The sequence below is a fragment of the Bacillus sp. C30 genome (assembly GCF_040838255.1).
Lineage (GTDB): Bacteria > Bacillota > Bacilli > Bacillales > Bacillaceae_G > Bacillus_A > Bacillus_A mycoides.
Genome location: NZ_JBFPJH010000027.1, coordinates 1 through 26,059 on the forward strand (window position 1 = coordinate 1; position 26,059 = coordinate 26,059).

Below are 26,059 nucleotides of genomic sequence, written 5' to 3' on the forward strand. Positions count from 1 at the left end.
CCAATATTGTATATTCCCTTCTAAAATTTAGAATTTTGTGACAAATTACTGGTAATTGTCAACATCTCAATATGATACGGAAATGATTGGATAAAAAAACGCCCCTGCATATAATTATGCAGGGACGAAGAAATCGCGGTACCACCCTAGCTTGTGAAAGGAATGTATCACAAAATAAAGGGTCATATGATATGCGCTCATAAAATAAAAACGTCCCTGCAATATATGCAGGGACGAAAAATTCGCGGTACCACCCTAAATTGTGAAACAGTTTCATTTCACCACTCTTTAGACATAACGGTCTAAACCGTCTTTCACTACTCCTCACGTTTCGTAAAAGAAGCTCCAGGGGGTAATTCATAAATCGCTCTGTACTGGTTCGCACCGACCACCAGCTCTCTGAAATCAGAAAACGAAATACTACTAAATCCTATCAACGCCGATTCATATGATGTTAGTTAAATTTTTATCATATATTCATCATACATGTCAATAAAAACATTCGATATTTTTTTAGGGAAATAAAGGAGAAATGTTTTTAATACTATGAAAATGTGCGTTATAATGAATTTGAAAGGGGAGGAAAGAGTGAAGAAAAAAATAATTCTTTTTACCACCTTACTAGTCGTTGGCGGAAGTGCTGGAATTTACACAGCTTTTGCAGCTGAATCAGAGCAGTCGAAACAAAAGCAAATACAGCAGTCAGAAGTGAAGAAAGTGAAAGAAACTGAAGAGAAGAAATCGATGGAAAAAGCAGCTACTAAACTAGGAGTTTCTACTGAGGGGAAAACAAAAGAAGAGGTTACAAAAGAAGTAGATACCGCTAGATTTGAGCAGCGCCATGATTTGTTAATTGAGCATGCTAAGCAACTTGGAATTGATACAGAAGGAAAAAAAGATGAAGAGATTATTTTAGAAATTGGAAAGATACAACATGGAAAGTAGAACAACTTATCGTATGATAAGTTGTTCTTTTTTGAGAACTGTTTGATTTAAAAATAATTGACAGTCATTTATTTTTAATGTTAACTTTATTTATAAACAAGTTAACATTAGGGGTGACAATTGTGGCTGTTAATAGTAACACGAGTGAAAAATCGTCTTATACATATGAAGAATTATCGAAGAAGAATAAAGATTACGTATGGCACCCATTTACACAAATGAAAGATTATTTAGAAGAAGATCCTGTCATTATTGAACGTGGAGAGGGAAGAAAGCTATACGATGTAAATGGAAATGAATATTGGGACGGTGTTTCATCTATTTGGTTAAATGTTCATGGGCATCAAGTACCAGAACTAGATGAGGCAATTCGCGAGCAATTAAATAAAATTGCTCATTCTACTATGCTAGGACTTGCTAACGTTCCATCTATTTTATTAGCAGAAAAAATAATTGAAGTTGTACCAGAAGGTTTGAAGAAAGTATTCTATTCAGACTCTGGTTCTAGCGCCGTTGAAATTGCAATTAAGATGGCCTTTCAATATTGGCAGCATAAAGGAAAACCGAAAAAACAAAGATTTGTTACATTAAAAGAAGCATATCACGGTGATACGATAGGTGCTGTTTCAGTAGGAGCAATAGACTTGTTTCACCAAGTGTATAGTTCACTATTATTTGAGGCAATTAAAATGCCGTATCCATATACATATCGTTCTCCTTATGGAGATAATAAGGAACAAATTGTAAAGAAACATTTAGAAGAAATGGAAGAAATGCTACAAGAAAAACATGAAGAAGTAGCAGCTATTATTGTGGAGCCATTAATGCAAGGTGCTGGTGGGATGATTACAATGCCAAAAGGATACTTAAAAGGGCTTCGCGATTTATGTACAAAATACAATGTATTATTTATTACAGACGAGGTAGCGACTGGATTTGGGCGTACCGGGAAAATGTTTGCATGTGAACACGAGGATGTGACGCCAGACATTTTAACAGCTGGAAAAGGTTTAACAGGTGGTTATTTACCGGTGGCAATTACGGTAACGACAGATGAAATTTATAATGCCTTTTTAGGAGGCTATGAAGAACAAAAAACGTTTTTCCATGGTCATAGTTATACAGGGAATCCGTTAGGGTGTGCCGTAGCAATTGCAAATTTAGAACTATATGAAAAAACTAATTTAATAGAAGATGTTGCGTATAAAGCAGAATATGTAGCGGCACAATTAGAAGCTCTTAATGAATATAAGCACGTAGGAGATATTCGTCAGTGTGGGCTAATGGTTGGTATTGAACTTGTGAAGAATAAGGAAATGAAAAAATCGTTTGAATGGACAGAAAGAGTCGGCGTTCAAGTATGTAAACGTTCAAGAGAGCTGGGCATGATTTTGCGACCACTCGGTAATACGATTGTATTTATGCCTCCTCTTGCATCTACGGTGGCTGAGATTGATGAGATGTTACGCATTTTATATAAAGCAATCTCGGATGTTACGGAGGGAGAGTAATGAGTGGTTTCTTTATAACAGCAACGGATACAGAAGTTGGCAAAACGGTAGTGACAGGAGCATTGGCAGGTATATTTCGAGAGCGTGGACATAATGTTGGTGTATATAAACCGTTGCAAAGTGGACATGTTGCATCAAATCCTGAGGGTGATGCAGCAAGATTAAAAGCATTATCGGGTGTACCGACAAAAGAAGATAAAATTTGTCCTTATTCCATTGAAGAACCACTTGCTCCGAGACTTGCTATGAAAAGAGCTGGAAGGACGGTAATGTTAAAAGGAATTACTGCTCACTATAATGAACTACTAAAAGAGTTTAATAGCCTATTGGTAGAAGGAGCTGGTGGGCTTGCCGTCCCATATACAGAAGACGCTTTAGTGATTGATTTTGCAAAAGAATTAGAGCTCCCTCTTATTGTAGTAGCGCGTCCGACACTAGGGACAGTTAATCATACTGTCTTAACAATTTCTTATGCAAAGGCACACGGTTTAACAGTAGCAGGTGTAATTTTGTCTGGTTGTAAAGAATGTGAAAAAGAAAGAGTACAAGAAAACAAAGAAATGATTGAGGAGTTAAGTGGAGTACCTGTTTTAGGTTTATTACCATTCCTTGAAGGTGAGTTTACAAGGGAAGAATTATTGGAATCGGCAAAAGAACATATTATGATTTCAAAATTAGAGGAGCTCATCCAAAATGAATCAAATGTGGCGCACGCATCTTCAATCTAAAGTAGAACAATTAAAGGAGCAAGGGCAGTATCGTAATTTACATGTAACAGAGAAAGCGGAAGAGACATGGCTTATTCGAAATAATTATTTGATGCTAAATTTAGCATCAAATAATTATTTAGGGTTAGCTGGAGATGAAAGGTTGAAAGAAGCTGCTATTGTCTGCACAAAAAAATATGGAACTGGAGCGACTGCCTCTCGTCTCGTTGTAGGAAATTATCCACTGTATGAAGAGGTTGAGAGAAGTATATGTGATTGGAAAGGTACTGAAAGAGCATTAATCGTAAATAGCGGATATACAGCAAATGTAGGTGCTATATCTGCTTTAGCCTGTCGTCACGATATGGTTTTTAGTGATAAATTAAATCACGCAAGTATTGTTGATGGAATTATATTAAGCGGAGCAGAGCATAAAAGATATCGTCATAATGATTTGGATCATTTAGAAAAGATGTTGCAAATAGCGTCACCAGAAAAGAGAAAATTAATCGTAACAGATACGATTTTTAGTATGGATGGAGATATTGCATATTTGAGAGGCTTAGTTCAGCTGAAAGAGAAATACGGGGCGATCATTATAGTTGATGAAGCACATGCAAGTGGAATATATGGAATCGGTGGAGCCGGATTATCTCATGTAGAAAAAGATATTGCTCAAAAAATTGATATACATATGGGGACGTTTAGTAAGGCTTTAGGGTGTTATGGTGCGTATTTAACGGGTGATTCTATTTATATAGAGTATTTACAAAATATGATGAGAAGCTTGATTTTTACTACAGCTTTACCACCAGGAACATTAGGGGCGATCCGAAAAGCAATTGAAATTGTGAAAGGAGATAACGAAAGAAGAGAGCGACTTATAGAGAATGGTGCATATTTCAGGACGCATTTACAAGAAGCTGGTTTTGATATTGGGAATAGCTCAACTCATATTGTACCGATTGTAGTTGGGTCAAATGAAAATACTTTACGGTTTAGTGAAAGGTTACAAGAGGTAGGTATCGCAGCCATTGCAATTCGTCCGCCGACTGTTCCAGTTGGTAGTTCTCGAGTCCGTTTTGCAGTTACGTCACAACATACAATAGCCGATTTAAAATGGGCTATTCAGCATATTATACGCATTGGTAAAGAAGAGGGGTTTTTAGTATGAAAGAGCTAAAGCTTATTTTTATTCCAGGATGGGGAATGGAAGAAGGTGTTTGGACTTTGGTTCTGCCGTATTTTAAAGGATATTCTGTTCAATGTATAGATTGGCGTAACGTGAAAGAACAAAGTGAATTTGCGGGGCGAATAATAGATGTAGCGCAGGATGAAAATGTAATTTTAGTTGGATGGTCACTAGGAGCGTTAGCGGCAGTACAAGCTTATAAAAAGATTAAGGCCCAAGGTATGGTACTAATTGGTGGTACCGTTAAATTTACCAATACAAGTGACTATACAAGTGGATGGAATTCCTTGCATGTAGAACGTATGAAAAAGAATTTAACGAGAAAAAAAGAAGATACTTTGAAGCGTTTCTATGAAAATATGTTTACAAAAAGTGAGCTGAGGGAGAATACGAGTTTTGAAGAGATTGCGCAGAAGTTTAAAGGAGACTCGATTCAGTCTTTACAATTAGGCTTAGATTATTTAATAGAAACAGATATGAGAAATGAAGTAATAGATATGAAAGCCCCGCTGTTACTCCTTCATGGAGAGCAGGATGTAATATGTCCATTGTCTGCAGCCCATAGTATGGCGAATAATACGAATGCCAATCTAAAAGTAGTAAGCGGTGCTGGGCATGCATTATGTGTAACGAATTTTGAATATTGTGCAAATGAAATTATTCAATTTGTAGAGGGGATACGACATGATCAACAAAACGTTACTGCAAAAACGGTTTAACGGGGCGGCTGTATCTTACGATCAATATGCAAATGTACAAAAAAAGATGGCGCATTCGTTACTTTCTACATTGAAGGAACGATATAGTGAAACATCATCGATACGTATTTTAGAACTTGGATGCGGGACAGGATATGTAACAGAGCAATTATCAAATTTATTTCCGAAAGCTCATATTACAGCTGTGGATTTTGCTGATGAGATGATTGCAGTCGCGAAAACTAGAAAAAGTTTGGGAAATGTGATGTTTCGATGTGAAGATATTGAACAATTAAAATTAGAAAATCCATATGATGTCATCATTTCAAATGCTACATTTCAATGGCTTAATGATTTAAAAGAGACAGTGAAAAATTTATTTAACTATTTGTCTGAAGAAGGAATATTATTATTTTCCACGTTTGGTAATACGACTTTTCAAGAATTGCATACGTCTTTTCAGCGTGCTAAGAAAGAAAAGGGGATACACAATTGTACTTCAATAGGACAACGATTCGTTTCGAAAGAACAGTTAGTGAATATATGCAAAAATCCATTAGGAAATGTACATGTTTCTGAAACGTGTTACATAGAAAGCTTTACAGAAGTTAGGGAGTTTCTACATTCTATTCGAAAAGTAGGGGCAACCAATAGTAATGAAGAGTCTTACTGTCAAAGCCCTTCACTCTTTCGTACGATGCTTCGTATATACGAAAGAGACTTCACGGGAAAAGAAGGGATAATGGCAACATATCATGCTTTATTTGCGTATATAACAAAAGAGGGGAAGAGATGAAATGAAACAAGTACAAACAAAAAGGGATTGGAAAAAACTTGCATACGACGTAGTAGAAGAGAAAATGATTACGAAAGAAGATGCAATTGCAATATTAGAAGCTGATGATACAGAGGTTTTAGAAATTATGAATGCAGCTTACATCATTCGCCATCATCATTTTGGTAAGAAAGTAAAGTTGAACATGATTATAAATACGAAATCTGGATTATGTCCTGAAGATTGTGGGTATTGTTCACAGTCTATTATTTCAGAAGCACCGATTGATAAGTATGCATGGTTAACACAAGAGAAAATTGTTGAAGGAGCGCACGAAGCAATTCGTCGTAAAGCAGGTACATATTGTATTGTTGCATCTGGTCGTCGTCCGACGAATAAAGAAGTAAATCACGTTATTGGAGCAGTTAAGGAAATTCGTGAAACGACAGATTTAAAAATTTGCTGTTGTTTAGGATTTTTAAATGAAGATCAAGCAGGTCAGTTAGCAGAAGCTGGTGTGCATCGTTATAATCACAATTTAAATACGCATGCCAACAATTATGATAGCATTTGTTCAACGCATACGTATGACGATCGTGTTGATACAGTCCAAAAAGCGAAGCAAGCCGGTATTTCTCCATGCTCTGGAGCAATTTTCGGAATGGGAGAAACGATTGAACAGCGCGCTGAAATTGCATTTGAATTACAACGTTTAGATGCGGATTCTATTCCATGTAATTTTCTTGTTGCTGTAAAGGGTACTCCGCTTGAAGGACAAAAAGAATTAACACCTGTAGAATGTTTAAAAGTGCTGGCGATGATGCGTTTTGTAAATCCAACAAAAGAAATTCGTATTTCAGGTGGTCGAGAACTTAATTTACGTTCTGTACAGCCACTTGGTTTATTTGCAGCAAACTCTATCTTTGTCGGGGACTATTTAACAACAGCTGGACAAGAGCCGACTGCGGACTGGGGTATGATTGAAGATTTAGGATTTGAGATTGAAGAATGTGCGCTATAAGATAGATGAAAAGCAAACTCTTTAAAGGGTTTGCTTTTTTTTGTAAATAAAATGTAATAAAAGTCCATTAACGCTTGATAGTAGTCACTTTTGGACGAGAAAAATAATTTTGTGGACGAATTTTCCAAGCCCTAATTGTACATAGTAAAAATGTAATTTATATCGGGTTGGAGGATTTTACATGTACAAATACATATTAACTATTATGACCTGTCTGATTTTAATAAAAGCGATAAGTGCTGATCCAGTTAAGGCGGCTGAAAATCCTGAACAAAAAGAAATGCAACAAAGAATTGAACAACATTTTCGAACGAAAGCTGAACATTTTGGGCTTGAAACAGAAGGAAAAGATTTAAAAGAAGTGAGGAAGGAAATTTCTATTATAGAAGAAGCGGAAAAGAGAGAAAATGTGTGGAGAACAGCACAAGCTCTTCGTATAAAAACAGAAGGAAAAACGATGGATGAATTAATAGAAGATGTACGAAAAAAGGTGAGAAAATAAAAAAAGAGGCCGTAGCCTCTTTTTTAAGCCCATTGTTTTGATAAATGAGCCATTTCGATCGCAGCAACTGCCGATTCATATCCTTTATTACCAGCTTTTGTACCTGCACGTTCAATCGCTTGTTCAATTGTTTCTGTCGTTAATACACCGAAAATAACTGGAATGTCCGTTTGTAGTGATAAAGACGCAACACCTTTTGCTACTTCATTACAAACGTAATCGTAATGTGTTGTAGCACCGCGAATTACTGTACCTAATGTAATAACAGCATCATATTTTCCGCTATTGGCCATCTTTTTAGCGATTAAAGGAATTTCAAATGCACCAGGAACCCATGCAACATCAATATCATTCTCTTCTACACCGTGACGCTTTAATCCATCTAAAGCTCCGCCAAGTAACTTACTTGTAATAAACTCATTAAAACGTCCAACAACAACCCCAACTTTTAATCCTGTACCAACTAAATGACCTTCGAATACCATAATGTATCTCTCCCTTAATTATAAGTTTAGTAAATGTCCTAATTTGCTTGCTTTCGTTTGTAAATACGTTTTATTTTCTTCTTTTGTTGGCATTTGCAACGGTACACGCTCGGTTACTTCTAAATCGTAACCTTGTAAGCCAGCAATTTTTCGTGGATTATTCGTTAATAATCGTAAACTTTGTAAGCCTAAATCTTTTAAAATTTGAGCGCCAATACCGTAATCACGAAGATCAGCTGGGAACCCAAGTTTTTCATTTGCTTCTACAGTATCTAACCCTTCTTCTTGTAACTTATAAGCGCGAAGCTTATTCAGAAGGCCAATGCCTCGTCCTTCTTGTCTCATATAGAGAAGAACACCTTTTCCTTCACGCTCAATTTGAGCAAGTGCAGCATGTAGCTGTGGTCCGCAATCACAGCGGCACGAACCAAATACATCTCCTGTTAAGCATTCTGAATGAACGCGTACAAGTACAGGTTCGCCTGTTGAAATATTACCTTTTACGAGCGCGATATGTTCTTTCATATCTAATGAGTTAGAATAGCCAATTGCATGGAAAGTACCGAAATCTGTAGGTAATGTAATTTCCACTTCTCTTGTCACAAGTGTTTCGTGATGGCGGCGATAAGCAATTAAATCTTCTATTGTAATCATTTTTATATCAAATTGTTTTGCGCACTCTAGTAAATCAGGTACACGTGCCATCGTACCGTCCTCATTTATAATTTCGCAAATGACTCCAGCTGGTTCTGCTCCGCAAAGTTTGGCTAAATCGACAGCGGCTTCTGTATGACCAGCACGGCGCAGGACACCGCCTTCTTTCGCAATTAATGGAAAGATATGTCCAGGGCGATTGAAATCAGAGCCTTTTGATGCAGGGTTTAACAATTCTTGTATCGTAGTTGCACGTTCATGAGCACTAATCCCTGTTGTTGTAGAAACATGATCAATGCTCACTGTAAACGCAGTGTGATGTGAATCTGTATTATGAGATACCATTGGTTCTAACTGTAGACGTTCTGCGTACTCCTCCGTAATGGGTACACAAACGAGACCACGACCGTGTGTAATCATAAAATTAATCGTTTCTGGTGTAATGTACTCTGCTAAAGCAATAAAATCGCCTTCATTTTCTCGGTTTTCATCATCACATACGATAACAACTTTTCCTTGTTTTAAATCTTCTAGGGCTTCTTCAATACGATGAAACATTGTGCTTCCTCCTTATAGAAATCCGTTTTCTTGTAAAAAGCTTTCGGTCATTGAACCAGTTCTTTTTGCGGGCTTTGAGATAAAGCGTTCAATATATTTTCCAATCATGTCACACTCAATGTTTACGATGTCCCCGGATTTTTTTTCTCCGATTATAGACTCGCTTACTGTGTGGGGGATGAGTGAAATTGTAATTGAAGATTCGTCTATATCAAATATTGTTAAGCTAGTGCCATCAACAGCAACGGATCCTTTATGCAAACAATAGCGTAGTAATTCATCAGAAATTGCTATTTTGTAATAGATGGCATTGTAATGTTGTTTTTTAGTTAAAATCGTACCGATGCCATCGATATGTCCGGTGACGAAATGTCCACCGAATCGTCCGTTTGCAGCCATCGCCCGTTCTAAATTCACTTTGGCACTTGGCTTTAGCATACGAAGTGATGTTGCTTTCATTGTTTCAGGCATTGCGTCGACAGTGAATGAAGTAGTCGTAAAAGTAGTTACTGTTAAGCAAATGCCGTTAACTGCGATACTATCACCTAATTTGACATCCGATAAAATTTGCTTTGCGCTAATAGTTAGCTTCATTGCTTCACCACTTTGAGTCATGCTTGATATCGTTCCTAACTCTTCTACGATTCCTGTAAACATTCCGTCACCTCGCTTTTTAAGGTTGCAACAATTTTTATATCATTATCGATTTGTTTCATCTCTTGAATTGTTAAGGAAAGTGCATCTTGTAACTTCGAAAAACCAGCTCCGCCAAATAAGGTGGGTGCATCTTTTCCACCAATTAATTTCGGGCTTATATAGGTCACGATTTCATTAAAACTATTTGTTTTTAAGAAGTTTGCATGCACCGTTTGACCACCTTCAACGAACAGAGAAAGAATTTGTTTCTCACCGAGCAGGGATAGGACATCTTGTATTTCAATTTGCTGTGTTTTCATTTGGAATACAGCTATATTGTTAGATTCATAAGACGCTATTTTCTCTTTGTTTACATCCTTACCGACAATAATCCATGTCGGAGTTAAGCCATCTGTTATGACATGAGAAGATGGCGGCGTTCGTAAGTGGGTATCTAAAATAACGCGTATAGGATGTTTACCTCCGTTTGAAATTCGTGTTGTTAAGTGTGGATTATCAGTTAGAACTGTATTCACACCGACTAGAATAGCATCATGTATATGACGATATTGGTGAACGTCAGCGCGTGCTTCTTCGCCTGTAATCCACTTACTTTCACCGGTTACAGTTGCTGTTTTTCCATCTAAGCTCATTGCTGTTTTTATTGTTACAAAGGGACGTTTCGTTTTCATATAGTGAAAAAAGTATCGATTTAATAAAGTGGCTTCCGCCTCAAGAACACCAGTAGTTACCTCGATTCCAACTTCTTCTAATCTCCTTTTTCCATTTCCGGAAACGAGTGGATTGCAATCAAGAGTAGCAATTACAACACGCTGAACTCCTTTTTCAATGAGTAATTCACAGCAAGGGGGTGTTTTTCCAAAATGGCTACATGGTTCAAGTGTTACATAAACGGTAGCGTCTTTTGCTCTTTCACCAGCCATGTGAAGAGCATGAACTTCAGCATGTTCTTCACCAGCACGCATGTGGGCACCCATTCCAACGATTTTCCCATCTTTAACAACAACGGCACCAACCATAGGATTTGGGCTTGTTTGTCCCGATGTTCCTTGTGCTAACTGCAAGGCAATCCTCATATATTCTTGATCTGTCATTCTTTTCACCTCTCCTGAAAAAATCAAAAAACCCCAAGGATTTTATATCCTTGGGGTTTGGGAGACGTGATTTCTAGAAATATAGTTCGAATACGAAAGTATAGGAAAGAAACCTAACGATGACTGATATTTTGGCATAAGGAAAAAACCTAGCAAAATATCAAATTCTTTCAACGCTAGTCGTATCTTGTTATTTCAGTATAGAAACATAAGTATACAAAATAAAACATATATAAAGATTCAAAATGAAACTTTAAAAATATGCATACTGAAATAAAAGTGTATTCGCTATATAAAATTACTAGAAAACATATCCTTCTCCCATCCAGACTATACTGTCGGCCCTAGAGTTTCACTAGATCCACCGTTTTCGCGTTGAAAACGGGTCACGGACTTAGAAGCTATCGCTTCATCACCGCCGGTTGGGAATTTCACCCGACCCCGAAGGATGTTGTTTGCTCACATTATAGCACAAAAAAGAAAAAAGCATAGTAAAAAATGTTCGAATGTGAAGAATTGTTTGAAAATATATGCCGATTTGAATGGGGAAGAAAGTAATAGAAATGTTGAAAGGGGAAGGGCTGTATAGGCTTTGATCAAAAGAAAAAACATACACAAATAAATGTGCATGCTCTTTAAATATTTATTCTGCCTCTGGTGCTCTAACAACAGACTCGAATTTTCCTTTATGCGAAGCATCGCAATAAGGCATGTTTTTTGATAAACCACAACGACATAAAGAAAATGCTGGTTTTGCTGGGAATACATTCCCTTGTGAGTCAACTAATTCCACGTCCCCTGTAACGCGAAAAGAGCCATTATCATTCACTTTAATTTGTACTTTTGCCAACGTTATCCCTCCTTTCCAAACGCTTACTCTCATCATATAATTAGGGAGAGTACTTGGCAATATAAAGTGAAACTTTAATCAGTGGGGGCATCCCCACTGATTATTAGTTGAACCAATCGGGCGTTTACGGGCAGTTAATCTCCCACCTTACTTCTTTGCCTAAGCTGAATTTTGAGGTGGGAGTCTTACTGCCCGTTAATGCGGGATAAAAAGAGCACTTTGTTTGAGAGAGAAGAGAGTGTTATAATAGTTTTTATAACTGACTAGAGTAAGGTGACGAAAGATGGATAAAAAATTACACGCACTACAAAATATTGCAAATGAGCGCACATGGGCATCATTTTTGAATGATAATCATCCATATAGTTTACTTCATTGGTCAATCGCAGGTGTAGGACAAGAACCGAAAGATGTTTGGTTACTTCAAGATGAGGTAACTTTTCAAACGACGGAATTCCCAACGCTAGACGAGGCAGTAAAGTGGATTTCTGAAAATATGGAACAAGTTACAGACGTTTTAGCGCAGTAAAAAAACAGGCTTATGCAAGCCTGTTTTTTGTTTCTTTTACATATGTGTTTAAAAATTGATCGATGGCATCTTCGTACTCTTCTTTATTTTCATTATAAGAGCAAGCGTGTGCACCATGTTCTGCAATATAAAGCTGTTTATTATTTTCTTTCGCTTCATAAAGTGATTTCGTCATATCAGATAAAATATAGTCATCATCTTTACTATGAATAAAGAGAACCGGATTGTTAATATTTTTTATACAATCAATTGGTGAAACTTCACGAATTGTATAGCCATCACGAACTTTTAAAAAGGCATTTGCTAAAGGTAATAAAGGCCATTTTGGCAAATGAAACTCAACTTTCAAACGATGTTGTAACTGTCCATAAAAATCAGAGAAAGGACAATCGGCAATATAAAAATCAGCACCATCTTCTACAAGTCCTGCATATTGAAGAAGAGTTGCAGCACCCATAGATTCACCATGAATTCCGAGTGTAATATTCGTTCCGAAACGATCTTTTAGCCAGTCAACTACTGACTTTAAATCATGTTTTTCATAATAGCCATAACTTGTTGTTTTACCACCGGTTTTACCATGACGGCGATGATCATAAATAAATACGTTATATCCTCTATTTAAAAATAAGTTTGCATATTTAACGGAATTCATTTTATTTACAGTCACCCCGTGGCAAAAAATCATAAATTTATTGGAATGACCAGCTGGCATGTAATATCCGTGAAGTTCGTATCCGAATTGAGAAGGGATGTGAACCTCTTCTTTTTGAATAGCCTTAAAATCGTCCAAATGAAAATGCTTTTTCGTTTCGCGTTCTAAAACTTCTTCCTCTGTTTTTTTCTTCAAGTACATAACTTTATTTGTAAAGAAAATCCCAATCGCAGTTAGTGCACCTAGTATAGTAAACAATGCTGTAAAAAAACGTTTCATACTTTACCTCATCCTCCAAATACCTCTACATGTGATACACTAACATTGTATCACAATGATGTGAAAAGGGGAGAAATCGTGTAGGGTTCATATACAAAAAATCACACCAGAAATGAAAGAAGCAATTCAGGATTTTATGTGTGAAAACTGGGGAAGCTCAATGATGGTCTCGCGAGGCAGAGTACATCAATTAGAAGAATTACCTGGTTTTATTGCACTTAGAAATAACAGAATAGTGGGAATTTTAACATATAAAGTGATAGAAAACATGTGTGAAATTGTATCGTTAAATAGTTTTGAGGAAGGGAAGGGGATTGGTACAAAACTGGTGGATTGTGTATTGCGAGTGGCAAAAGAGAACGAATGTAAAAAAGTGTGGCTTATTACGACGAATGATAATATGAACGCACTTCGTTTTTATCAAAAACGTAACTTCATGATGACGAACTTGTATATTGATGCGGTAAAGGAAGCACGAAAAATAAAGAAAGAAATTCCATTTATTAGTTATGGTAATATCGCGATTTCACATGAAATTCAGCTGGAGTATATTTTCTGAGTAGAGTGAAAATTGTGTAACAATTTTCAGAAATATAAAACAATAACCTTGACGAATGTTATATTTTGGTTTAATTTAAAATTGTAATCTATTACCATATTAAGGGGTGACGATGTGGCAACTATACGTGATGTTGCAAAATTGGCCGGTGTTTCAGTCGCAACCGTTTCAAGAGTCATTAACGAAAAAGGATATGTCCATGAAGATACGGTGAAACAAGTAAAAAAAGCAATTGAAGAATTACATTATAGACCGAATGCTACAGCAAAGCCTTTATTTAAACAGCCTTCAACGGTGATTGCATTACTTGTAGATAATTTGCATAATCCATCATACATCACTTTGCTCCGTTTCGTTGAGGAAATAGCATACAAAGAAGGGTATCAAGTAATAGTTTGTAATATAGAAAATAAGAATAGATACATAGATATGTTGGAGCAAAATAACATTGCAGGCGTTATAATGACGAAATCTGTTTTTCGAAGTATAGGAGAAATCTCACTTCCTTTCGCTGTGCTTGAAGAACGACAATCTCTTATGAGCTATTATGAAAGTGGACAGAAAGCTGTTTCTTTATTAAAAGAGAAAGGCTGCCAGTTTCTTGCTTATATCGGTGAGGGAGTAGAGAGTGAAGAAATGGAAGAGCATGTGGCAGGATTTCTAGATACTGCTTGGAAAGAAGGACTTTCTTATCGAGAGGAAATTGTACAAGGGTATACGAATCAACAGTTTCTTGAATTGTTACAAAAGCATCCATACATAGATGGGGTTGTAGCTTCAAGTGATAAGGTCGCTATTGAGCTAATCAGGGCGGCGAAAACTCTTAATATTCATATACCAGGTAAGTTACAAATCATTGGATTTAACGGGAGTGTAGAGGGTGAATGGATAAGTCCATCATTAACGACGATTGGAAGTTATATCGAAGAAAATGGGGAAATAGCTTTTCAACAGTTAATAGGAAAAATAAAGAAGAAACAAGTGCGACAAGAAGAAGTGGAAACAGAATTTAGGTGCATTGAGAGAGAAACAACAAAGTAAAAGGTGCGTTTTTAAAACGCACCTTTTATAGTGTAATTGCGGCAATAAAGCCGAATATAAGTAACGGTATATTATAGTGTAGAAATGTTGGGACACATGTATCCCATATATGATGGTGCTGACCATCAGCATTTAAACCGGACGTTGGTCCAAGTGTACTATCAGATGCTGGAGAACCCGCATCACCAAGTGCACCGGCTGTACCGATAATTGCGATTGTAGCCATGGGACTAAATCCGAGCTGGACGCATAATGGTACGAAAATTGTTGTTAAGATTGGGATGGTTGAAAAGGAAGAGCCAATTCCCATCGTAACGAGAAGTCCAATAATGAGCATAAGAAATGCAGCAAGCGGTTTATTATTTCCGATTATGTGTGCACTCGTTTGCACAAGAGATTCAACATGTCCAGTTTTTCGAAGAACAGCGCCAAATCCAGCGGCAGAAATCATAACAAATCCGATAAAGGACATCATACGCATTCCACTCGTTAAAATAGCATCGGCTTCTTTAAGAGGGAGGCTACCGCTAACTGATAAGACGATAATACCTGCTAAAGCACCAAAAATCATTGATTCTGTTGCTAATTGCACAGTTAATGTAGCGAGTATTGATAATAAACCCAAAGTAATGCTTCTTTTCGTATAGGGAACGATTTCATTCTGTGCAGAATGAATTTGTTCTGTTTCATATGTACGTGGTTTTCGGTATGTAATGAAAACCGCTACACATAATCCGATAATCATACCGATTGCTGGAATAGTCATCGCTTTTGGAATAAGTGCGACATCAAATGTGAGACCGCTTTGCGCAGCATTTGTTTGCAATACGTCATGATAAATTTTTCCGAACCCTGCTGGAACCCACATGTAAGGGGTAATTAACCCAAATGTAATAAGACATGTTACAAGCCTACGATCCACCCTCAGCTCATTTAATACTTTTAAAAGTGCTGGAATTAAGATTGGGATGAAGGCGATATGAACAGGGATAATATTTTGTGAGAAACAAGCCATTGTTAAAATGATAAATAATATAAGTATTTTAGAATAGACTTGTTTTTTCGTGTCTTGTTCGTTGCCGATCCATTTTAAAGCTGATTGGATCATTGCATCAGGAAGTCCTGTTTTTGAAAGGGAAATAGCAAATCCACCGAGCATTGCGTAGCTTAATGCGATAGGAGCACTGTTCCCAAGACCGGCTGTAAAAGTACTAATTGTTTCTGAAATACCGAGTCCGCCGATAAGTCCGCCTGTTAAAGCTCCAACGATAATGGCGACAATGACTTGGACACGTAACAAACTAAGCAGTAGCATGACTGCTACTGCGATGAGTACAGCGTTCATAATAAATGTAATCTCCCTAATTTTTATTCTGTTAAGGCAAGCAAGTGTTTGTAGTGACATATACTTGCGACATATCATTATAAAATGTTTTCTATGAAATGTAAAAGCGCCTTTTGTTATTAATGTTGAAAAGATAGTTCTTGTTTAATTGATTGTAAAGATTTAGCGAATAACTCAGGCTCTTCTAAATCTGGAGAATGTGCCGAGTTTGGAAACCAAATCATCTTTTTAATAGGAGCTTGAATGATATCGCAATATTGTTGAACGAGTGCATAAGGAGTTTGATAATCATAGCGACCAGAACAAAAATAAACAGGAATAGATAAACTTGAAATAGATGAAAAGAAATCGATTGTCAGCATCTCTTCCCATAAAACTCCGGATTTTAAATTTCCTGCGAGAAATTTGAACCAATCTAATAGCGTATATTCAGGAGAAAAGAAGCCTTTTCGTATGAAAGAAAAGGAAGATCCATTTTGGATTGCTCCTCCGAATGTACCAAGCCACTTTCTTTGAATAATGAGGCGTCTCGTATCTAAAAAGGGTGGTTTCCCTAATTTTAAAAGAGAAGCTAATGCCTTTTTATGGTCATGTTTTTTGGCAGAGCTAATTAAATGTTGATATAGTAATTCTTCATTTTGCTTCATATGTACGATTTGACCGATGCCGATGTATGCTTCTATATATTCGGGACATTGATTAGCGATTTGTAGTCCGATAATACTTCCCCAAGAATGACCTGCGAGAAATAGTTTTTGCTTATTAAAGCGTTTGAGAAGATATTGAATAACCTTTTTTGCATCTGAAAAAAATTGATCAATCGTAAGATTTGTTTGGATGTCCCGCCATAAAAAGGATTTACCTGCCCCTCGCTGATCCCAATTAATAACGATAAAGTGCTTTTCTAACTCTTTTTGAAAATGGCGAATAAAGCCGATTTGTGCCATACCAGGGCCGCCGTGACAGCATAATAAAATAGGCTGTTCCACGTTTTGGCCGCGTATAAGGAGAGATTGTTTCCGGTCATTAATCATAACGCTTTCTATCGTAGCGATACTGTTAGGGATTAGTTGCTTCTTTTCGTTGTAAAACTGAGGGGTGTGGCTACGAAAAAGCATATGTAAACCTCCTTTTCTTAAATGGTATGAATCGCACAGGCTCTTTCTTTTGCATATACTACTAGAAAATCATTGTATCATAACATACTGGTTTGATTTCAAGTTTAGGCGATTAAGAGAGGAGGGAGAATGTGACGATTGGAGAAATTATTGATTCTTTAAATAGACGCGAATCAATCGCTATTATAGCGAAACGGCTTGAAATGAGCCCATATACATTATCAAAGAAATTAAGGGTGATTGGATATGAATATGATGGAGAGCAGAAAAAACGTATCTTTATAGGTGATGGCGAAGAGCCACGTCATTTGCAAATCCAAGAAGCTACTGCCCTTCAATATGCAAAAACAGACTATCAATTACTAATTTATGAACAATTACAAAGCATTTATGAATTGCTAAGAAAAAGAGAAGAAGTAAGTGTTCAAATTATAAGTAAGAGCACAGAGAAAAAGAAACGAACCTTTTCGATTAATATAGAAGTATTAGCAAGACTAGATGTTATATCGGAATCAAAAGGGATTCAAAAGTCTAAAATTGTAGAAGAAGCACTACAGGAATTTTTGCAACGGTATGATGTTAATCATGAAACGTATCCAGAGAAATAAAAGAAAGGATACTATGTTCCATATAAGAGCATGTATCCTTTCTTTTATTTCATTTTTTGTTTTGTTTCGAAAAGTAATATAGGAACCAAACGGCATGATTTTGTTCATCAGCTGCTGCGCGCCGAAATGTTTCTTTCACTTGTTGATTTGTCGTTTCGTCAGCAATTTCTAAGTGAAAATCAACTGTTCGTTGCTCATCTTGCCGAATTTCAAGGATTTGAGTTCGTTCATTTATGTCTGGAGCTAAAGTAGCTAATCTAGCATAAAAATGAATGGCGCTATATTCTCCGTTAATTGCTTTCTCAATACTACGAATGTGTTTGTCGATCAATGTATCGGCATTGTTTGATAGAAATACATACAAATCTTCCCATTATAGTTTTCTATATACTACGAAGAAACAAGGGGCTATGTGCGTATCCTTTACTGCACTAGAAGAATGACAATACGTATGACTCTAAAAGAAGAAGCTCCTTGCATATAAAAGGAGCTTCTTCTTTCGAGTGTCACGCACTAGTTTGAATAGTATTTAATTGTTTTTTTGAATACGTCCATCAATAATCGGCTGAATTGGTTCTTTCACTTGTTTTACATAATCGACTAATGCTTCAAAATCGTTTGGACCAGTTTCAGCATTTTTTCCATTTTTAAAGGATACGAATCCATCACCGCCAGAAGCTAGGAAAGCATTTGCAACTATGCTATACGTTTTAGAGGGAACTAATTCTTCACCATTTGTTAAACGGATATTCGTAACCTTTTCGTTATTTGGTTTGTTTGCATCCCAAGTGTATTGAATACCTGAAATTTGAAGCATTCTCGTTGCTCCTTTTTGCCATTGTTGATTTAATATATCACGAATATCTTGACCTGTTAGATCTACTTTAATTAATTGGTTTCCGAAAGGCTGAATGCCGTATAATTCGCCCCATGTAATATCTCCAGCGTCTAGATCATTACGAATTCCACCAGGATTCATAAGAGCGATTTGTGTTTGCATAGTTTGGCGCTGGGCATCCGCAACTAAATTTCCAAGTGTAGATTCACCAGCATCGTTTTGTTTACGGTCGATAGGTGCTGTAGATTTTCCGACTACTTCATTTACAAGAGGTGCGATTTTTTCTTTATATTGATCTAACTTTTGTTTTACTTGTTTATCAGGCTCTACACCTTCATGGTACGTTGTAATAACTTCAGCTTTTTTCTTCACAATATCTTTTGTTTTTCTATCAATCGTTACATCTACATCAGAGAAAGCCATCCCGTAAGAGTTCGCTTGCACGATAAGTTTATTATTTACAGTACCATTTACGTACGTATGACTATGTCCGCCGAAAATAACATCAACTTCGGGATCTGTTTCATTTGCAATGCGAGTAAGGTCACCGTTTGTTACACCAGTGTCATCAGTTGTACCTCCAACGTGTGCAAGGACTACGATAGATTTAACGCCGAGACGCTTTAATTGTTGTGTGGATTTATTAATAGCCTCTACTTCATCAGTGATTTCTACATTTTTAAGCATAGTAGGCATAACGACATTTGGTGTATCCGTTGTAACAACTCCGATGAATCCTACAGGAACTCCGTCTACCATTTTTACAGTAAATGGTGGTAAAAATAAGCGGCCAGTTGATTTATTATAGAAGTTTGCAGCGACATAAGGGAAGTTTGCTCCTTTGAAATTCCCTGTTTTTTCGTGATATCCACCGTAAATGAGGCGTTTCATTTCATCGATACCTTCATCAAATTCATGGTTTCCGATTGTACCAACATCAAACTTTAAGTCATTTAAAAATTCAATTGTTGGTTCGTCTTGTAATAATGCGGAAACTGGTGGGCTGGCTCCGACAATATCACCGGCATGTACGAGAAGTGTATTAGGGTTTTGTTTTTTGCGTTCTTTTAAATAAGTAGCTAAATAATCAGCGCCACCAGCTTCTTTATTGTTAACTTTTTTTACAGTATCTAGTTGACCATGTAAATCATTAATACCAAGCATTTGTACGTCTATGTATCGGTTTTGTTCGGCAGGAGTCTGAGATGGAGGAGCGGCGAATACGCTTGAAAAAGTAATAGTACTTAAAACAGCAACAGTAGGAATAATTTTTTTCCACATAATTAATTTCTCCTTTTTTTATAATCTGACATCATACGACATAATTTTAATAGATTACTAGGATTATATCTATATAAAAATTTAGTTTTTTCGAAAAATTAACATATTTACAAAAGATAAATAATAGAGTAGGGAACCTTTTTTATTGTCGATTTCGCCGTGTATCCTCTATAATGGAGAAAAAAGTAAAAGGTGAATAGTATGAAGAAAAAGAAGCAAAGACAAACACAAAGACACTCTCAAATGAATCAACCAGAGAAAGAATCACTTACACTAGGTGATCAATTGAACGATTCGTTAATGCAACAATTAAAGAATAAGAAAAAAGAGTTGCAAGTGAGAGAAGAGAAAAAAGAGGCAGCAGAACAAGAAAGAAAGCGTAAAGAACAAAAAGAACGTGAAAAGAATAAATCATTTGAAGAACTGTTAAGTGAAAGTAGCCTTACTTGGAAAGACTTTAAATAATAAAAAGATGATCAGTGAAATGCCGCTGATCATTTTTTTGACGAGTTTGTAAGAAAAGGGGAGTTAGAATGAGGAAAATTGTAGTCGTTCCGTATGAAAATCATTGGAGTGAGAAATTCCAAATGGAAGCCGAAAGATTAAAATCGGCGATGCCAGAAATGGTGAAAGTCCATCATATTGGAAGTACGTCAGTGCCAGGACTGGCAGCTAAACCAATTATAGATATGATTATGGAAGTAGAGAGTATCGACAGAGTAGATCATTGGAATGAACGTTTTAAAGAGCTTGGTTACATCGTAAAAGGGGAAAATGGTATTTCAAGACGTCGTTATTTTATTCATGGGAATGAGGAAAAACGCTCGTATCACTTACACGTATTTGAAAAAGGAAATCCTGAGATAGTAAGGCATTTAGCATTTCGTGATTATATGATGGCTCATTGTGAAGAAGTAGAAGCGTATGCGACTTTAAAGAAAGAACTAGCTGAAAAATATACATATGATGGCACGTTGTATACAGAAGGAAAAAATGAATTTGTACGTAATGTTGATGAAAAAGCGAAGAAATGGATAGAAAGTAACGTGAACGACTGAGTTCATGTTATTTTCTAAAGGGGTATAAAATTATTATGTAAACTGTACGTATGTTTTGACATTTTGAATAAATCTTGTTGAAATAAAGTAGTGGTTTATAAAAATGTAACAATGAAAGGGAGAACGACTGTGCATATTCCAACAACTACACTTCATAATGGCGTGAAAATGCCGATGATTGGTCTAGGCGTTTATAAAGCGAAAGAAGGCGACGAAGTTAAACAAGCAGTAAAAACAGCGTTAGAAGTTGGATACCGTTCGATTGATACAGCAACTGTATATGAAAATGAAAGCGGTGTCGGAGAAGCGGTTCGTGAATCTGGAATCCCGCGAGAAGACTTGTTTATTACAACAAAAGTTTGGAACGACGATCAAGGGTACGAGGAGACGCTTGAGGCGTTTGAAAAAAGTTTAAAGAAATTACAAATGGACTATGTAGATTTATATTTAATCCATTGGCCGATAAGAGGGAAGTATGTTGATACGTACCGTGCTCTAGAAAAGCTATATGAAGAAGGTAAAGTGCGTGCCATTGGTGTTTCTAATTTTCATAAACATCATTTAGAACTGTTATTACCAAATTGCAAAGTGAAGCCGATGGTAAACCAAGTTGAACTTCATCCAATGCTAGCGCAATTTGAATTGCGTGATTTCTGTCAAGGTGAGCAAATTCAAATGGAAGCATGGAGTCCTTTAATGAGAGGCGGCGAAGTATTCCAGCATCCAATTATTCAGGCTATTTCTAAAAAATATGAAAAGTCACCTGCACAAGTTATATTAAGGTGGGATATTCAAAGTGGGATTGTGACTATTCCTAAATCTGTTACGCCATCTCGTATTAAAGAGAACTTTACTATTTTTGATTTCTCATTAACTGAAGAAGAGATGGATCAAATTAATACGTTAAATCGTAATTTACATGTAGGAACGAATCCTGATAAATATGATACGTTATAAAAAAAGACTGCCGCCTAGTGTTGGGGGGCAGTCTTTTGCTTTTATCGGTATCAATATTTTAGCGATGCAAAGCATATGAATCATACTTAACAATCTTTTGAAGTTGTACATATTCTTCTTTTGTTAAAGATAACTGTTGGCTAGCTTGTATATTTTCTTGCAATTGTTGAATAGAGCTTGCACCAGGTATAACAGCTGCAACAGTTTCGTTATGTAAGCAATATTGAATAGCTGTTCCTGTTAAAGAGCTTTCTCCGATTATTTCTTTTACACTCGCGAGTGTCGAATATAACTCATCGTAAGAATAAGAGAGGTAATCTTTTTCTTTTACTCTTTCTATCTTTCTTGCATTATTGTTAGTTAAAATCCCTTTTGCAAGTGGTCCGCGAGCAATAACGCTAATTTGCTGTTCATTAAGAAGCGGGAACCATTCTTCAGGGCGACGATTTAAAAGGCTGTATTCCATTAATATGCTAACGATATTTGATCGTTTTGCATACTCACGAATGACATTTGGACGTATAGAAGAGATACCATAATGACGAATAATCCCTTCTTTTTTTAATTCTTCAAAGGCTTCAACTGTTTCATCTATAGGATCTTCAATCGTCCCGCCATGCAGTTGATATAAATCAATATAATCTGTTTGAAGTCTACGTAAACTCTCTTTTACTTCGGTCTTTATATAAGCTTTAGAAGGATCCCAAGACCAACCGTTTTTTTCTTCTGTCCATCGATTTCCAACCTTTGTTGTAAGAACAATTTGGTCGCGTTTTCCTTTCAGAGCTTTTCCAACAAATTCTTCATTTAATCCATAATCGTATAAGTCCGCTGTATCAAAAAAATTAATTCCTAAATCGATTGCCTCATCGATAATACGCATAGCTTCAGCCTCAAATGCACCGAGAGACATACAGCCAAATCCAATTTCCGTAACATATAAATCTGAGTTTCCTAATTGACGTTTTTTCATAGGTCAACCTCCTTACCTTTATTGTACGAAAGGGGAAGGAGGTTGACAAACGTTTACTTTTTGCCCTGCATTAACTGCCCGTAAAAGCCCGATTGGTTCAACTAATAATCAGAGGGGATGCCCCCCTCTGATTAAAGTTTCACTTTATTTGCTGTAATCCACTCTTGTACAGTTGTATACTCTTTTCCATATTGTTTTAGCTTATGACGAATTTGCCATGCTTTGCCGACTAAAGTGACGCGATTTGGTAAAATGTAAACTTTCATTTCTATCACGCTCCTTTCAATGTGGTAAAATGTATGAAGAACGATTAGGAAATAGAACAGGGAGATGAAGTAGTATGAGTAATCTTGCAGAAAGAACAGTAAAAACTGAACCGATTTTTGATGGTAGAGTTATAAAAGTTCGTGTTGATGATGTAGTATTACCAAATGGAGAAATGAGTAAACGTGAAATCGTAAATCACCCTGGGGCAGTTGCTATTATTGCTATTACTGATGAGGGGAAAATTGTACTCGTTGAGCAGTATCGTAAAGCTCTCGAAAAGGCAATTGTGGAAATTCCTGCTGGGAAGTTAGAACCTGGGGAAAAGCCAGAGGTAACAGCAGTTCGTGAATTAGAAGAAGAAACAGGATATGTATGTGAAAATATGGAACTTATTACATCTTTCTATACATCACCTGGTTTTGCAGATGAGATTTTATATGTATATAAAGCGACAGGATTAAAACAAAAAGAAAATAAAGCAGCTTTAGATGAAGATGAATTTGTGGAATTAATGGAAGTGTCATTAGAAGAAGCGATTGATCTTATGAAAGACCTTCGCATACATGATGCTAAGACGATGTTTGCAGTACAATATTTACAATTACAAAAATAAACACTCGCCTAAGGCGAGTGTTTTTAGTTGATTTTTGCATATACACGTGCATCGCGTAAGCTGCCATCGGGTGCTAGGAAATCATTTTCCATTGTACCTTCTAAAATAAATTCTAGACGTTCTGCTAAGTTACATGCGTTTATATTTGTTGCATCAGTACGAATTTCAATTCTTCTAGCACCTAGTTTATCAAATGCAAATTGAATCGCACCTTTAATGGCTTCTGTCATATAGCCATGCTTTGTATAAGCGCTATGTAGCCAAAAGTGAAGTGAAAACTTTGGAATATCCCAGTTTTCAGGCTTGAGCGTAATAGCTCCGATGAATGTACCAGATACTTTATCGTATAAGTGGAAATCAAGTGTTTCACGAAGTAAAAACTGTCCGTGAGCTTCGCGAACAATTTCTTCAGCACGTTCTTCTGTTTCAGCTGTAATTGGCATCCATGGTAATAAGTCTTCTAGCGAAGCTTGGATTGCTTCATATACTTCTGTTCCATCACCTGGAAACGGCTTACGTACTTGCAAGCGCTCAGTTTGAAATAATGTTGGAAAATCTAATAATAATGGTTTCAAGAGAAATCCCTCCTATTCTCTACTTTTTAGTTTAGCAAAGTAGAGCGGAATTTCAATGCTAATTCGTCATACTTTTTTTCTTTCTTTCATACATTTTTAGTAAGAGTGTGAACGGAGGGAAGGAAAATGTGGCGAAAAACGTGGCAAGACCGTGTAATGTCTCACATACAGGAAAATTCTTCACTATATATATTTAATGCGGTTTTATTACTGATGGGAGTAATATTTGGAGCGATTCTTGTGAATAGTTTACAAATAAACCAAAAGCAAGATTTATCATTTTATTTACAGCGTTTTTTTGGACAAGTTTCTAAAGGAGAATTTGCTGTCGCAGGCGAAATGTTTCGAGAAAGTTACTTTTCGCAATTAAAATATATCGGCTTTATTTGGATTTTGGGGATTTCAATTATTGGGTTGCCGCTCATTTTTATCTTACTATTTTTAAAAGGGGTAGTTGTTGGATTTACAGTAGGTTTTTTAGTAAGTCAGCACGGATGGAATGGACTATTATTAGCATTTGTATCTGTATTGCCACAAAATTTAATTATAATTCCTGTATTTCTCGTAATGACAACAATTGCTGCAAGCTTTTCCTTACGCATGATTAGGCATCAATTTATTCGGAAAATAACTGAGCCACTATTACCGTTATTAATTCGCTATACATGCTTTTTTCTCGTGATTGGAGCGGTATTAGCTATTGCTTCCAGTGTCGAAGTGTATGCATCACCAGTTTTAATGAAAGAAGTTGTGGAGGCTATTAACAAACAATAAATACTTTTTGAGAATAATTATCAATTTGTTTTTATTGTTTTTCTTTTGACAGGAGCCCTTCTTCTGATATAATGGTGTAAGAGTGGCGAGGAGGGAGTAGTACCGAATGGAAGAAAGAATTGAACGAATTAAGAAGCAATTACATGCAGCGAGCTATAAATTGACACCACAACGTGAAGCAACAGTTCGTGTGCTGCTAGAAAATGAAGAAGATCATTTAAGCGCAGAAGATGTATACCTCCTTGTAAAAGAAAAGTCGCCAGAGATCGGATTAGCAACCGTTTATCGAACTTTAGAGTTATTGTCTGAGTTGAAAGTTGTCGATAAAATTAACTTTGGAGACGGTGTTTCGCGTTATGACTTACGCCAAGAAGGTGCACAGCGTTTCCATCATCATTTAATCTGTACACAATGCGGTGCTGTACAAGAAATACAAGAAGATTTACTTGGTGAAGTGGAGAATAAAGTGGAACGAGACTGGAGCTTTAAGGTGAAAGATCATCGTTTAACATTCCATGGGATTTGTAAAAATTGTCAAGAAAATGAAACGGATGAAAAATAACCTTTTCCTATTTAACTAGGAAGAGGTTTTTTATTTGAATAAGGTATAAATTGGTGAAAGCTTGGCATATGTTGTAATAACTTATATTTTGGAGGAATTTACAATGCGCCGAGCTTTAAAATTAACTTTTGATGGGATGAAAGTATTTTTATTATTTACAAGTTGTACGATTTTGTTTTATTTCGCTATACTATGGATAAATGAAGAATATGAAAGTTACCATCGTTATGAAAAGCCAAAAGAAGAGACTGTAGAAAAAGTATCAGGGAATGAGGAGCCGGAAAAGGATGCTTTCGTAAATAGAATGATGTTTTTCTATGAAAATGGGGAGTAGTGTAGATTGGAAGATCAATTAAAAGATTTTATTCATTATATGAT

At 36.4% G+C, this 26,059-nt stretch carries 32 protein-coding genes, 1 riboswitch and 1 other annotated feature; of the genes, 19 read left to right on the plus strand and 13 right to left on the minus strand.

All coding sequences use genetic code 11. From position 1 onward, the window contains the following. Positions 1 to 226: 226 nt before the first annotated feature. Positions 227 to 446, minus strand: a binding site (T-box leader). Positions 447 to 588: 142 nt separating this feature from the next. From AB3X49_RS05400 to AB3X49_RS05435, 8 genes are all read left to right on the plus strand, one after another. Continuing rightward, positions 589 to 945, plus strand: a complete 357-nt coding sequence (locus AB3X49_RS05400) for a hypothetical protein (protein WP_002128995.1) — start codon at positions 589 to 591, stop codon at positions 943 to 945. 77 nt (positions 946 to 1,022) lie between these two features. Continuing rightward, the gene (gene bioA, locus AB3X49_RS05405) at positions 1,023 to 2,456 is read left to right on the plus strand and encodes an adenosylmethionine--8-amino-7-oxononanoate transaminase (RefSeq protein ID WP_367960859.1); all 1,434 of its coding nucleotides are present in this window, start codon (positions 1,023 to 1,025) and stop codon (positions 2,454 to 2,456) included. Continuing rightward, complete coding sequence (gene bioD, locus AB3X49_RS05410; protein WP_367960861.1) at positions 2,456 to 3,184, plus strand: dethiobiotin synthase; 729 nt, start codon at positions 2,456 to 2,458, stop codon at positions 3,182 to 3,184. Before bioA ends, bioD begins: the two co-directional genes overlap by 1 nt. Further along, on the plus strand, positions 3,150 to 4,337 hold the full coding sequence (bioF, locus tag AB3X49_RS05415) for an 8-amino-7-oxononanoate synthase (RefSeq protein ID WP_367960864.1): 1,188 nt from the start codon (positions 3,150 to 3,152) through the stop codon (positions 4,335 to 4,337). Before bioD ends, bioF begins: the two co-directional genes overlap by 35 nt. Beyond that, a complete protein-coding gene (locus AB3X49_RS05420; protein ID WP_367960865.1) occupies positions 4,334 to 5,074 on the plus strand; it encodes an alpha/beta fold hydrolase in 741 nt (246 codons plus the stop codon). The genes bioF and AB3X49_RS05420 overlap by 4 nt, the downstream gene beginning before the upstream one ends. After that, the gene (gene bioC, locus AB3X49_RS05425; RefSeq protein ID WP_367960867.1) at positions 5,040 to 5,849 is read left to right on the plus strand and encodes a malonyl-ACP O-methyltransferase BioC; all 810 of its coding nucleotides are present in this window, start codon (positions 5,040 to 5,042) and stop codon (positions 5,847 to 5,849) included. Before AB3X49_RS05420 ends, bioC begins: the two co-directional genes overlap by 35 nt. Position 5,850: 1 nt before the next feature. Next, positions 5,851 to 6,849 carry a biotin synthase gene (gene bioB / locus AB3X49_RS05430; protein ID WP_002014986.1) on the plus strand — a complete coding sequence of 333 codons (999 nt, stop codon included), beginning with the start codon at positions 5,851 to 5,853 and terminating at the stop codon, positions 6,847 to 6,849. Positions 6,850 to 7,030: 181 nt separating this feature from the next. Beyond that, positions 7,031 to 7,351, plus strand: coding sequence for a hypothetical protein (locus AB3X49_RS05435; RefSeq protein ID WP_002088493.1), 321 nt, complete (start codon positions 7,031 to 7,033; stop codon positions 7,349 to 7,351). 23 nt (positions 7,352 to 7,374) lie between these two features. Here AB3X49_RS05435 and ribH read toward each other — a convergent pair whose 3' ends face one another. From ribH to AB3X49_RS05460, 5 genes are all read right to left on the minus strand, one after another. Continuing rightward, positions 7,375 to 7,836: a 6,7-dimethyl-8-ribityllumazine synthase gene (gene ribH, locus AB3X49_RS05440; RefSeq protein WP_000230892.1), complete on the minus strand. Its 462-nt coding sequence runs from the start codon at positions 7,834 to 7,836 to the stop codon at positions 7,375 to 7,377. 18 nt (positions 7,837 to 7,854) lie between these two features. Further along, positions 7,855 to 9,048, minus strand: coding sequence for a bifunctional 3,4-dihydroxy-2-butanone 4-phosphate synthase/GTP cyclohydrolase II (gene ribBA / locus AB3X49_RS05445; RefSeq protein WP_367960869.1), 1,194 nt, complete (start codon positions 9,046 to 9,048; stop codon positions 7,855 to 7,857). A gap of 12 nt (positions 9,049 to 9,060) precedes the next feature. After that, positions 9,061 to 9,705, minus strand: a complete 645-nt coding sequence (gene ribE / locus AB3X49_RS05450; RefSeq protein ID WP_367960871.1) for a riboflavin synthase — start codon at positions 9,703 to 9,705, stop codon at positions 9,061 to 9,063. After that, positions 9,687 to 10,799: a bifunctional diaminohydroxyphosphoribosylaminopyrimidine deaminase/5-amino-6-(5-phosphoribosylamino)uracil reductase RibD gene (gene ribD, locus AB3X49_RS05455; RefSeq protein WP_367960872.1), complete on the minus strand. Its 1,113-nt coding sequence runs from the start codon at positions 10,797 to 10,799 to the stop codon at positions 9,687 to 9,689. Before ribD ends, ribE begins: the two co-directional genes overlap by 19 nt. 309 nt (positions 10,800 to 11,108) lie before the next feature. Next, positions 11,109 to 11,252, minus strand: a riboswitch (FMN riboswitch). A 190-nt stretch (positions 11,253 to 11,442) separates the two neighbouring features. Next, on the minus strand, positions 11,443 to 11,649 hold the full coding sequence (locus tag AB3X49_RS05460) for a CDGSH iron-sulfur domain-containing protein (protein ID WP_001151582.1): 207 nt from the start codon (positions 11,647 to 11,649) through the stop codon (positions 11,443 to 11,445). A 283-nt stretch (positions 11,650 to 11,932) separates the two neighbouring features. Here AB3X49_RS05460 and AB3X49_RS05465 point away from each other — a divergent pair, with 283 nt between their 5' ends. Next, positions 11,933 to 12,178, plus strand: a complete 246-nt coding sequence (locus tag AB3X49_RS05465) for a DUF2552 family protein (RefSeq protein ID WP_002033867.1) — start codon at positions 11,933 to 11,935, stop codon at positions 12,176 to 12,178. A gap of 10 nt (positions 12,179 to 12,188) precedes the next feature. Here the strand turns inward: AB3X49_RS05465 and AB3X49_RS05470 are convergent, their stop codons facing one another. Continuing rightward, positions 12,189 to 13,112: an alpha/beta hydrolase gene (locus AB3X49_RS05470; protein WP_002014993.1), complete on the minus strand. Its 924-nt coding sequence runs from the start codon at positions 13,110 to 13,112 to the stop codon at positions 12,189 to 12,191. A gap of 112 nt (positions 13,113 to 13,224) precedes the next feature. On the opposite strand from AB3X49_RS05470, the gene AB3X49_RS05475 reads away from it, so the two are divergent. Both AB3X49_RS05475 and AB3X49_RS05480 read left to right on the plus strand, forming a co-directional pair. After that, positions 13,225 to 13,671 (plus strand): GNAT family N-acetyltransferase, encoded by a 447-nt coding sequence (locus tag AB3X49_RS05475; RefSeq protein ID WP_367960876.1) that lies wholly within the window; start codon positions 13,225 to 13,227, stop codon positions 13,669 to 13,671. A 114-nt stretch (positions 13,672 to 13,785) separates the two neighbouring features. After that, positions 13,786 to 14,712 carry a LacI family DNA-binding transcriptional regulator gene (locus tag AB3X49_RS05480; RefSeq protein ID WP_002014951.1) on the plus strand — a complete coding sequence of 309 codons (927 nt, stop codon included), beginning with the start codon at positions 13,786 to 13,788 and terminating at the stop codon, positions 14,710 to 14,712. A gap of 25 nt (positions 14,713 to 14,737) precedes the next feature. Here the strand turns inward: AB3X49_RS05480 and AB3X49_RS05485 are convergent, their stop codons facing one another. Beyond that, positions 14,738 to 16,057 (minus strand): Na+/H+ antiporter family protein, encoded by a 1,320-nt coding sequence (locus AB3X49_RS05485; protein WP_002014950.1) that lies wholly within the window; start codon positions 16,055 to 16,057, stop codon positions 14,738 to 14,740. 119 nt (positions 16,058 to 16,176) lie between these two features. Continuing rightward, the gene (locus tag AB3X49_RS05490; RefSeq protein WP_002128974.1) at positions 16,177 to 17,175 is read right to left on the minus strand and encodes an alpha/beta fold hydrolase; all 999 of its coding nucleotides are present in this window, start codon (positions 17,173 to 17,175) and stop codon (positions 16,177 to 16,179) included. Between the two features lie 131 nt (positions 17,176 to 17,306). On the opposite strand from AB3X49_RS05490, the gene AB3X49_RS05495 reads away from it, so the two are divergent. Next, positions 17,307 to 17,783, plus strand: coding sequence for a ribbon-helix-helix domain-containing protein (locus AB3X49_RS05495; protein ID WP_002014948.1), 477 nt, complete (start codon positions 17,307 to 17,309; stop codon positions 17,781 to 17,783). Positions 17,784 to 17,832: 49 nt separating this feature from the next. Here AB3X49_RS05495 and AB3X49_RS05500 read toward each other — a convergent pair whose 3' ends face one another. Together AB3X49_RS05500 and AB3X49_RS05505 are read right to left on the minus strand one after the other, a co-directional pair. Beyond that, entirely contained in the window at positions 17,833 to 18,147 is a 315-nt protein-coding gene (locus tag AB3X49_RS05500) for a ferritin-like domain-containing protein (RefSeq protein WP_367960881.1), read from the minus strand. Positions 18,148 to 18,312: 165 nt separating this feature from the next. Beyond that, a complete protein-coding gene (locus AB3X49_RS05505; protein ID WP_367960883.1) occupies positions 18,313 to 19,902 on the minus strand; it encodes a bifunctional metallophosphatase/5'-nucleotidase in 1,590 nt (529 codons plus the stop codon). 201 nt (positions 19,903 to 20,103) lie between these two features. On the opposite strand from AB3X49_RS05505, the gene AB3X49_RS05510 reads away from it, so the two are divergent. From AB3X49_RS05510 to AB3X49_RS05520, 3 genes are all read left to right on the plus strand, one after another. Further along, positions 20,104 to 20,367, plus strand: coding sequence for a YqkE family protein (locus AB3X49_RS05510; protein WP_002014945.1), 264 nt, complete (start codon positions 20,104 to 20,106; stop codon positions 20,365 to 20,367). A 68-nt stretch (positions 20,368 to 20,435) separates the two neighbouring features. Continuing rightward, entirely contained in the window at positions 20,436 to 20,960 is a 525-nt protein-coding gene (locus AB3X49_RS05515; RefSeq protein WP_367960885.1) for a GrpB family protein, read from the plus strand. Between the two features lie 129 nt (positions 20,961 to 21,089). Next, positions 21,090 to 21,917, plus strand: a complete 828-nt coding sequence (locus tag AB3X49_RS05520) for an aldo/keto reductase (RefSeq protein ID WP_012261661.1) — start codon at positions 21,090 to 21,092, stop codon at positions 21,915 to 21,917. Positions 21,918 to 21,975: 58 nt separating this feature from the next. On the opposite strand, the gene AB3X49_RS05525 is transcribed toward AB3X49_RS05520, so the two are convergent. Together AB3X49_RS05525 and mciZ are read right to left on the minus strand one after the other, a co-directional pair. Beyond that, positions 21,976 to 22,890, minus strand: coding sequence for an aldo/keto reductase (locus AB3X49_RS05525; protein ID WP_367960887.1), 915 nt, complete (start codon positions 22,888 to 22,890; stop codon positions 21,976 to 21,978). 131 nt (positions 22,891 to 23,021) lie between these two features. Beyond that, positions 23,022 to 23,156: a Z-ring formation inhibitor MciZ gene (gene mciZ, locus AB3X49_RS05530; protein WP_000870297.1), complete on the minus strand. Its 135-nt coding sequence runs from the start codon at positions 23,154 to 23,156 to the stop codon at positions 23,022 to 23,024. A gap of 74 nt (positions 23,157 to 23,230) precedes the next feature. On the opposite strand from mciZ, the gene AB3X49_RS05535 reads away from it, so the two are divergent. After that, positions 23,231 to 23,770 (plus strand): NUDIX domain-containing protein, encoded by a 540-nt coding sequence (locus AB3X49_RS05535; protein WP_002014941.1) that lies wholly within the window; start codon positions 23,231 to 23,233, stop codon positions 23,768 to 23,770. Positions 23,771 to 23,793: 23 nt separating this feature from the next. Here the strand turns inward: AB3X49_RS05535 and AB3X49_RS05540 are convergent, their stop codons facing one another. Continuing rightward, positions 23,794 to 24,345: a GNAT family N-acetyltransferase gene (locus AB3X49_RS05540; protein WP_002033881.1), complete on the minus strand. Its 552-nt coding sequence runs from the start codon at positions 24,343 to 24,345 to the stop codon at positions 23,794 to 23,796. Between the two features lie 126 nt (positions 24,346 to 24,471). Between AB3X49_RS05540 and spoIIM the strand changes: the two genes are divergently transcribed. The 3 genes from spoIIM (at position 24,472) to AB3X49_RS05555 (ending at position 26,015) form a co-directional block, all read left to right on the plus strand. Further along, complete coding sequence (gene spoIIM / locus AB3X49_RS05545; RefSeq protein ID WP_002014939.1) at positions 24,472 to 25,119, plus strand: stage II sporulation protein M; 648 nt, start codon at positions 24,472 to 24,474, stop codon at positions 25,117 to 25,119. A gap of 106 nt (positions 25,120 to 25,225) precedes the next feature. Next, complete coding sequence (gene fur / locus AB3X49_RS05550) at positions 25,226 to 25,681, plus strand: ferric iron uptake transcriptional regulator (RefSeq protein WP_000392654.1); 456 nt, start codon at positions 25,226 to 25,228, stop codon at positions 25,679 to 25,681. Positions 25,682 to 25,784: 103 nt separating this feature from the next. Beyond that, on the plus strand, positions 25,785 to 26,015 hold the full coding sequence (locus tag AB3X49_RS05555; RefSeq protein ID WP_002088473.1) for a YqzK family protein: 231 nt from the start codon (positions 25,785 to 25,787) through the stop codon (positions 26,013 to 26,015). The last annotated feature ends 44 nt before the right edge of the window (positions 26,016 to 26,059 follow it).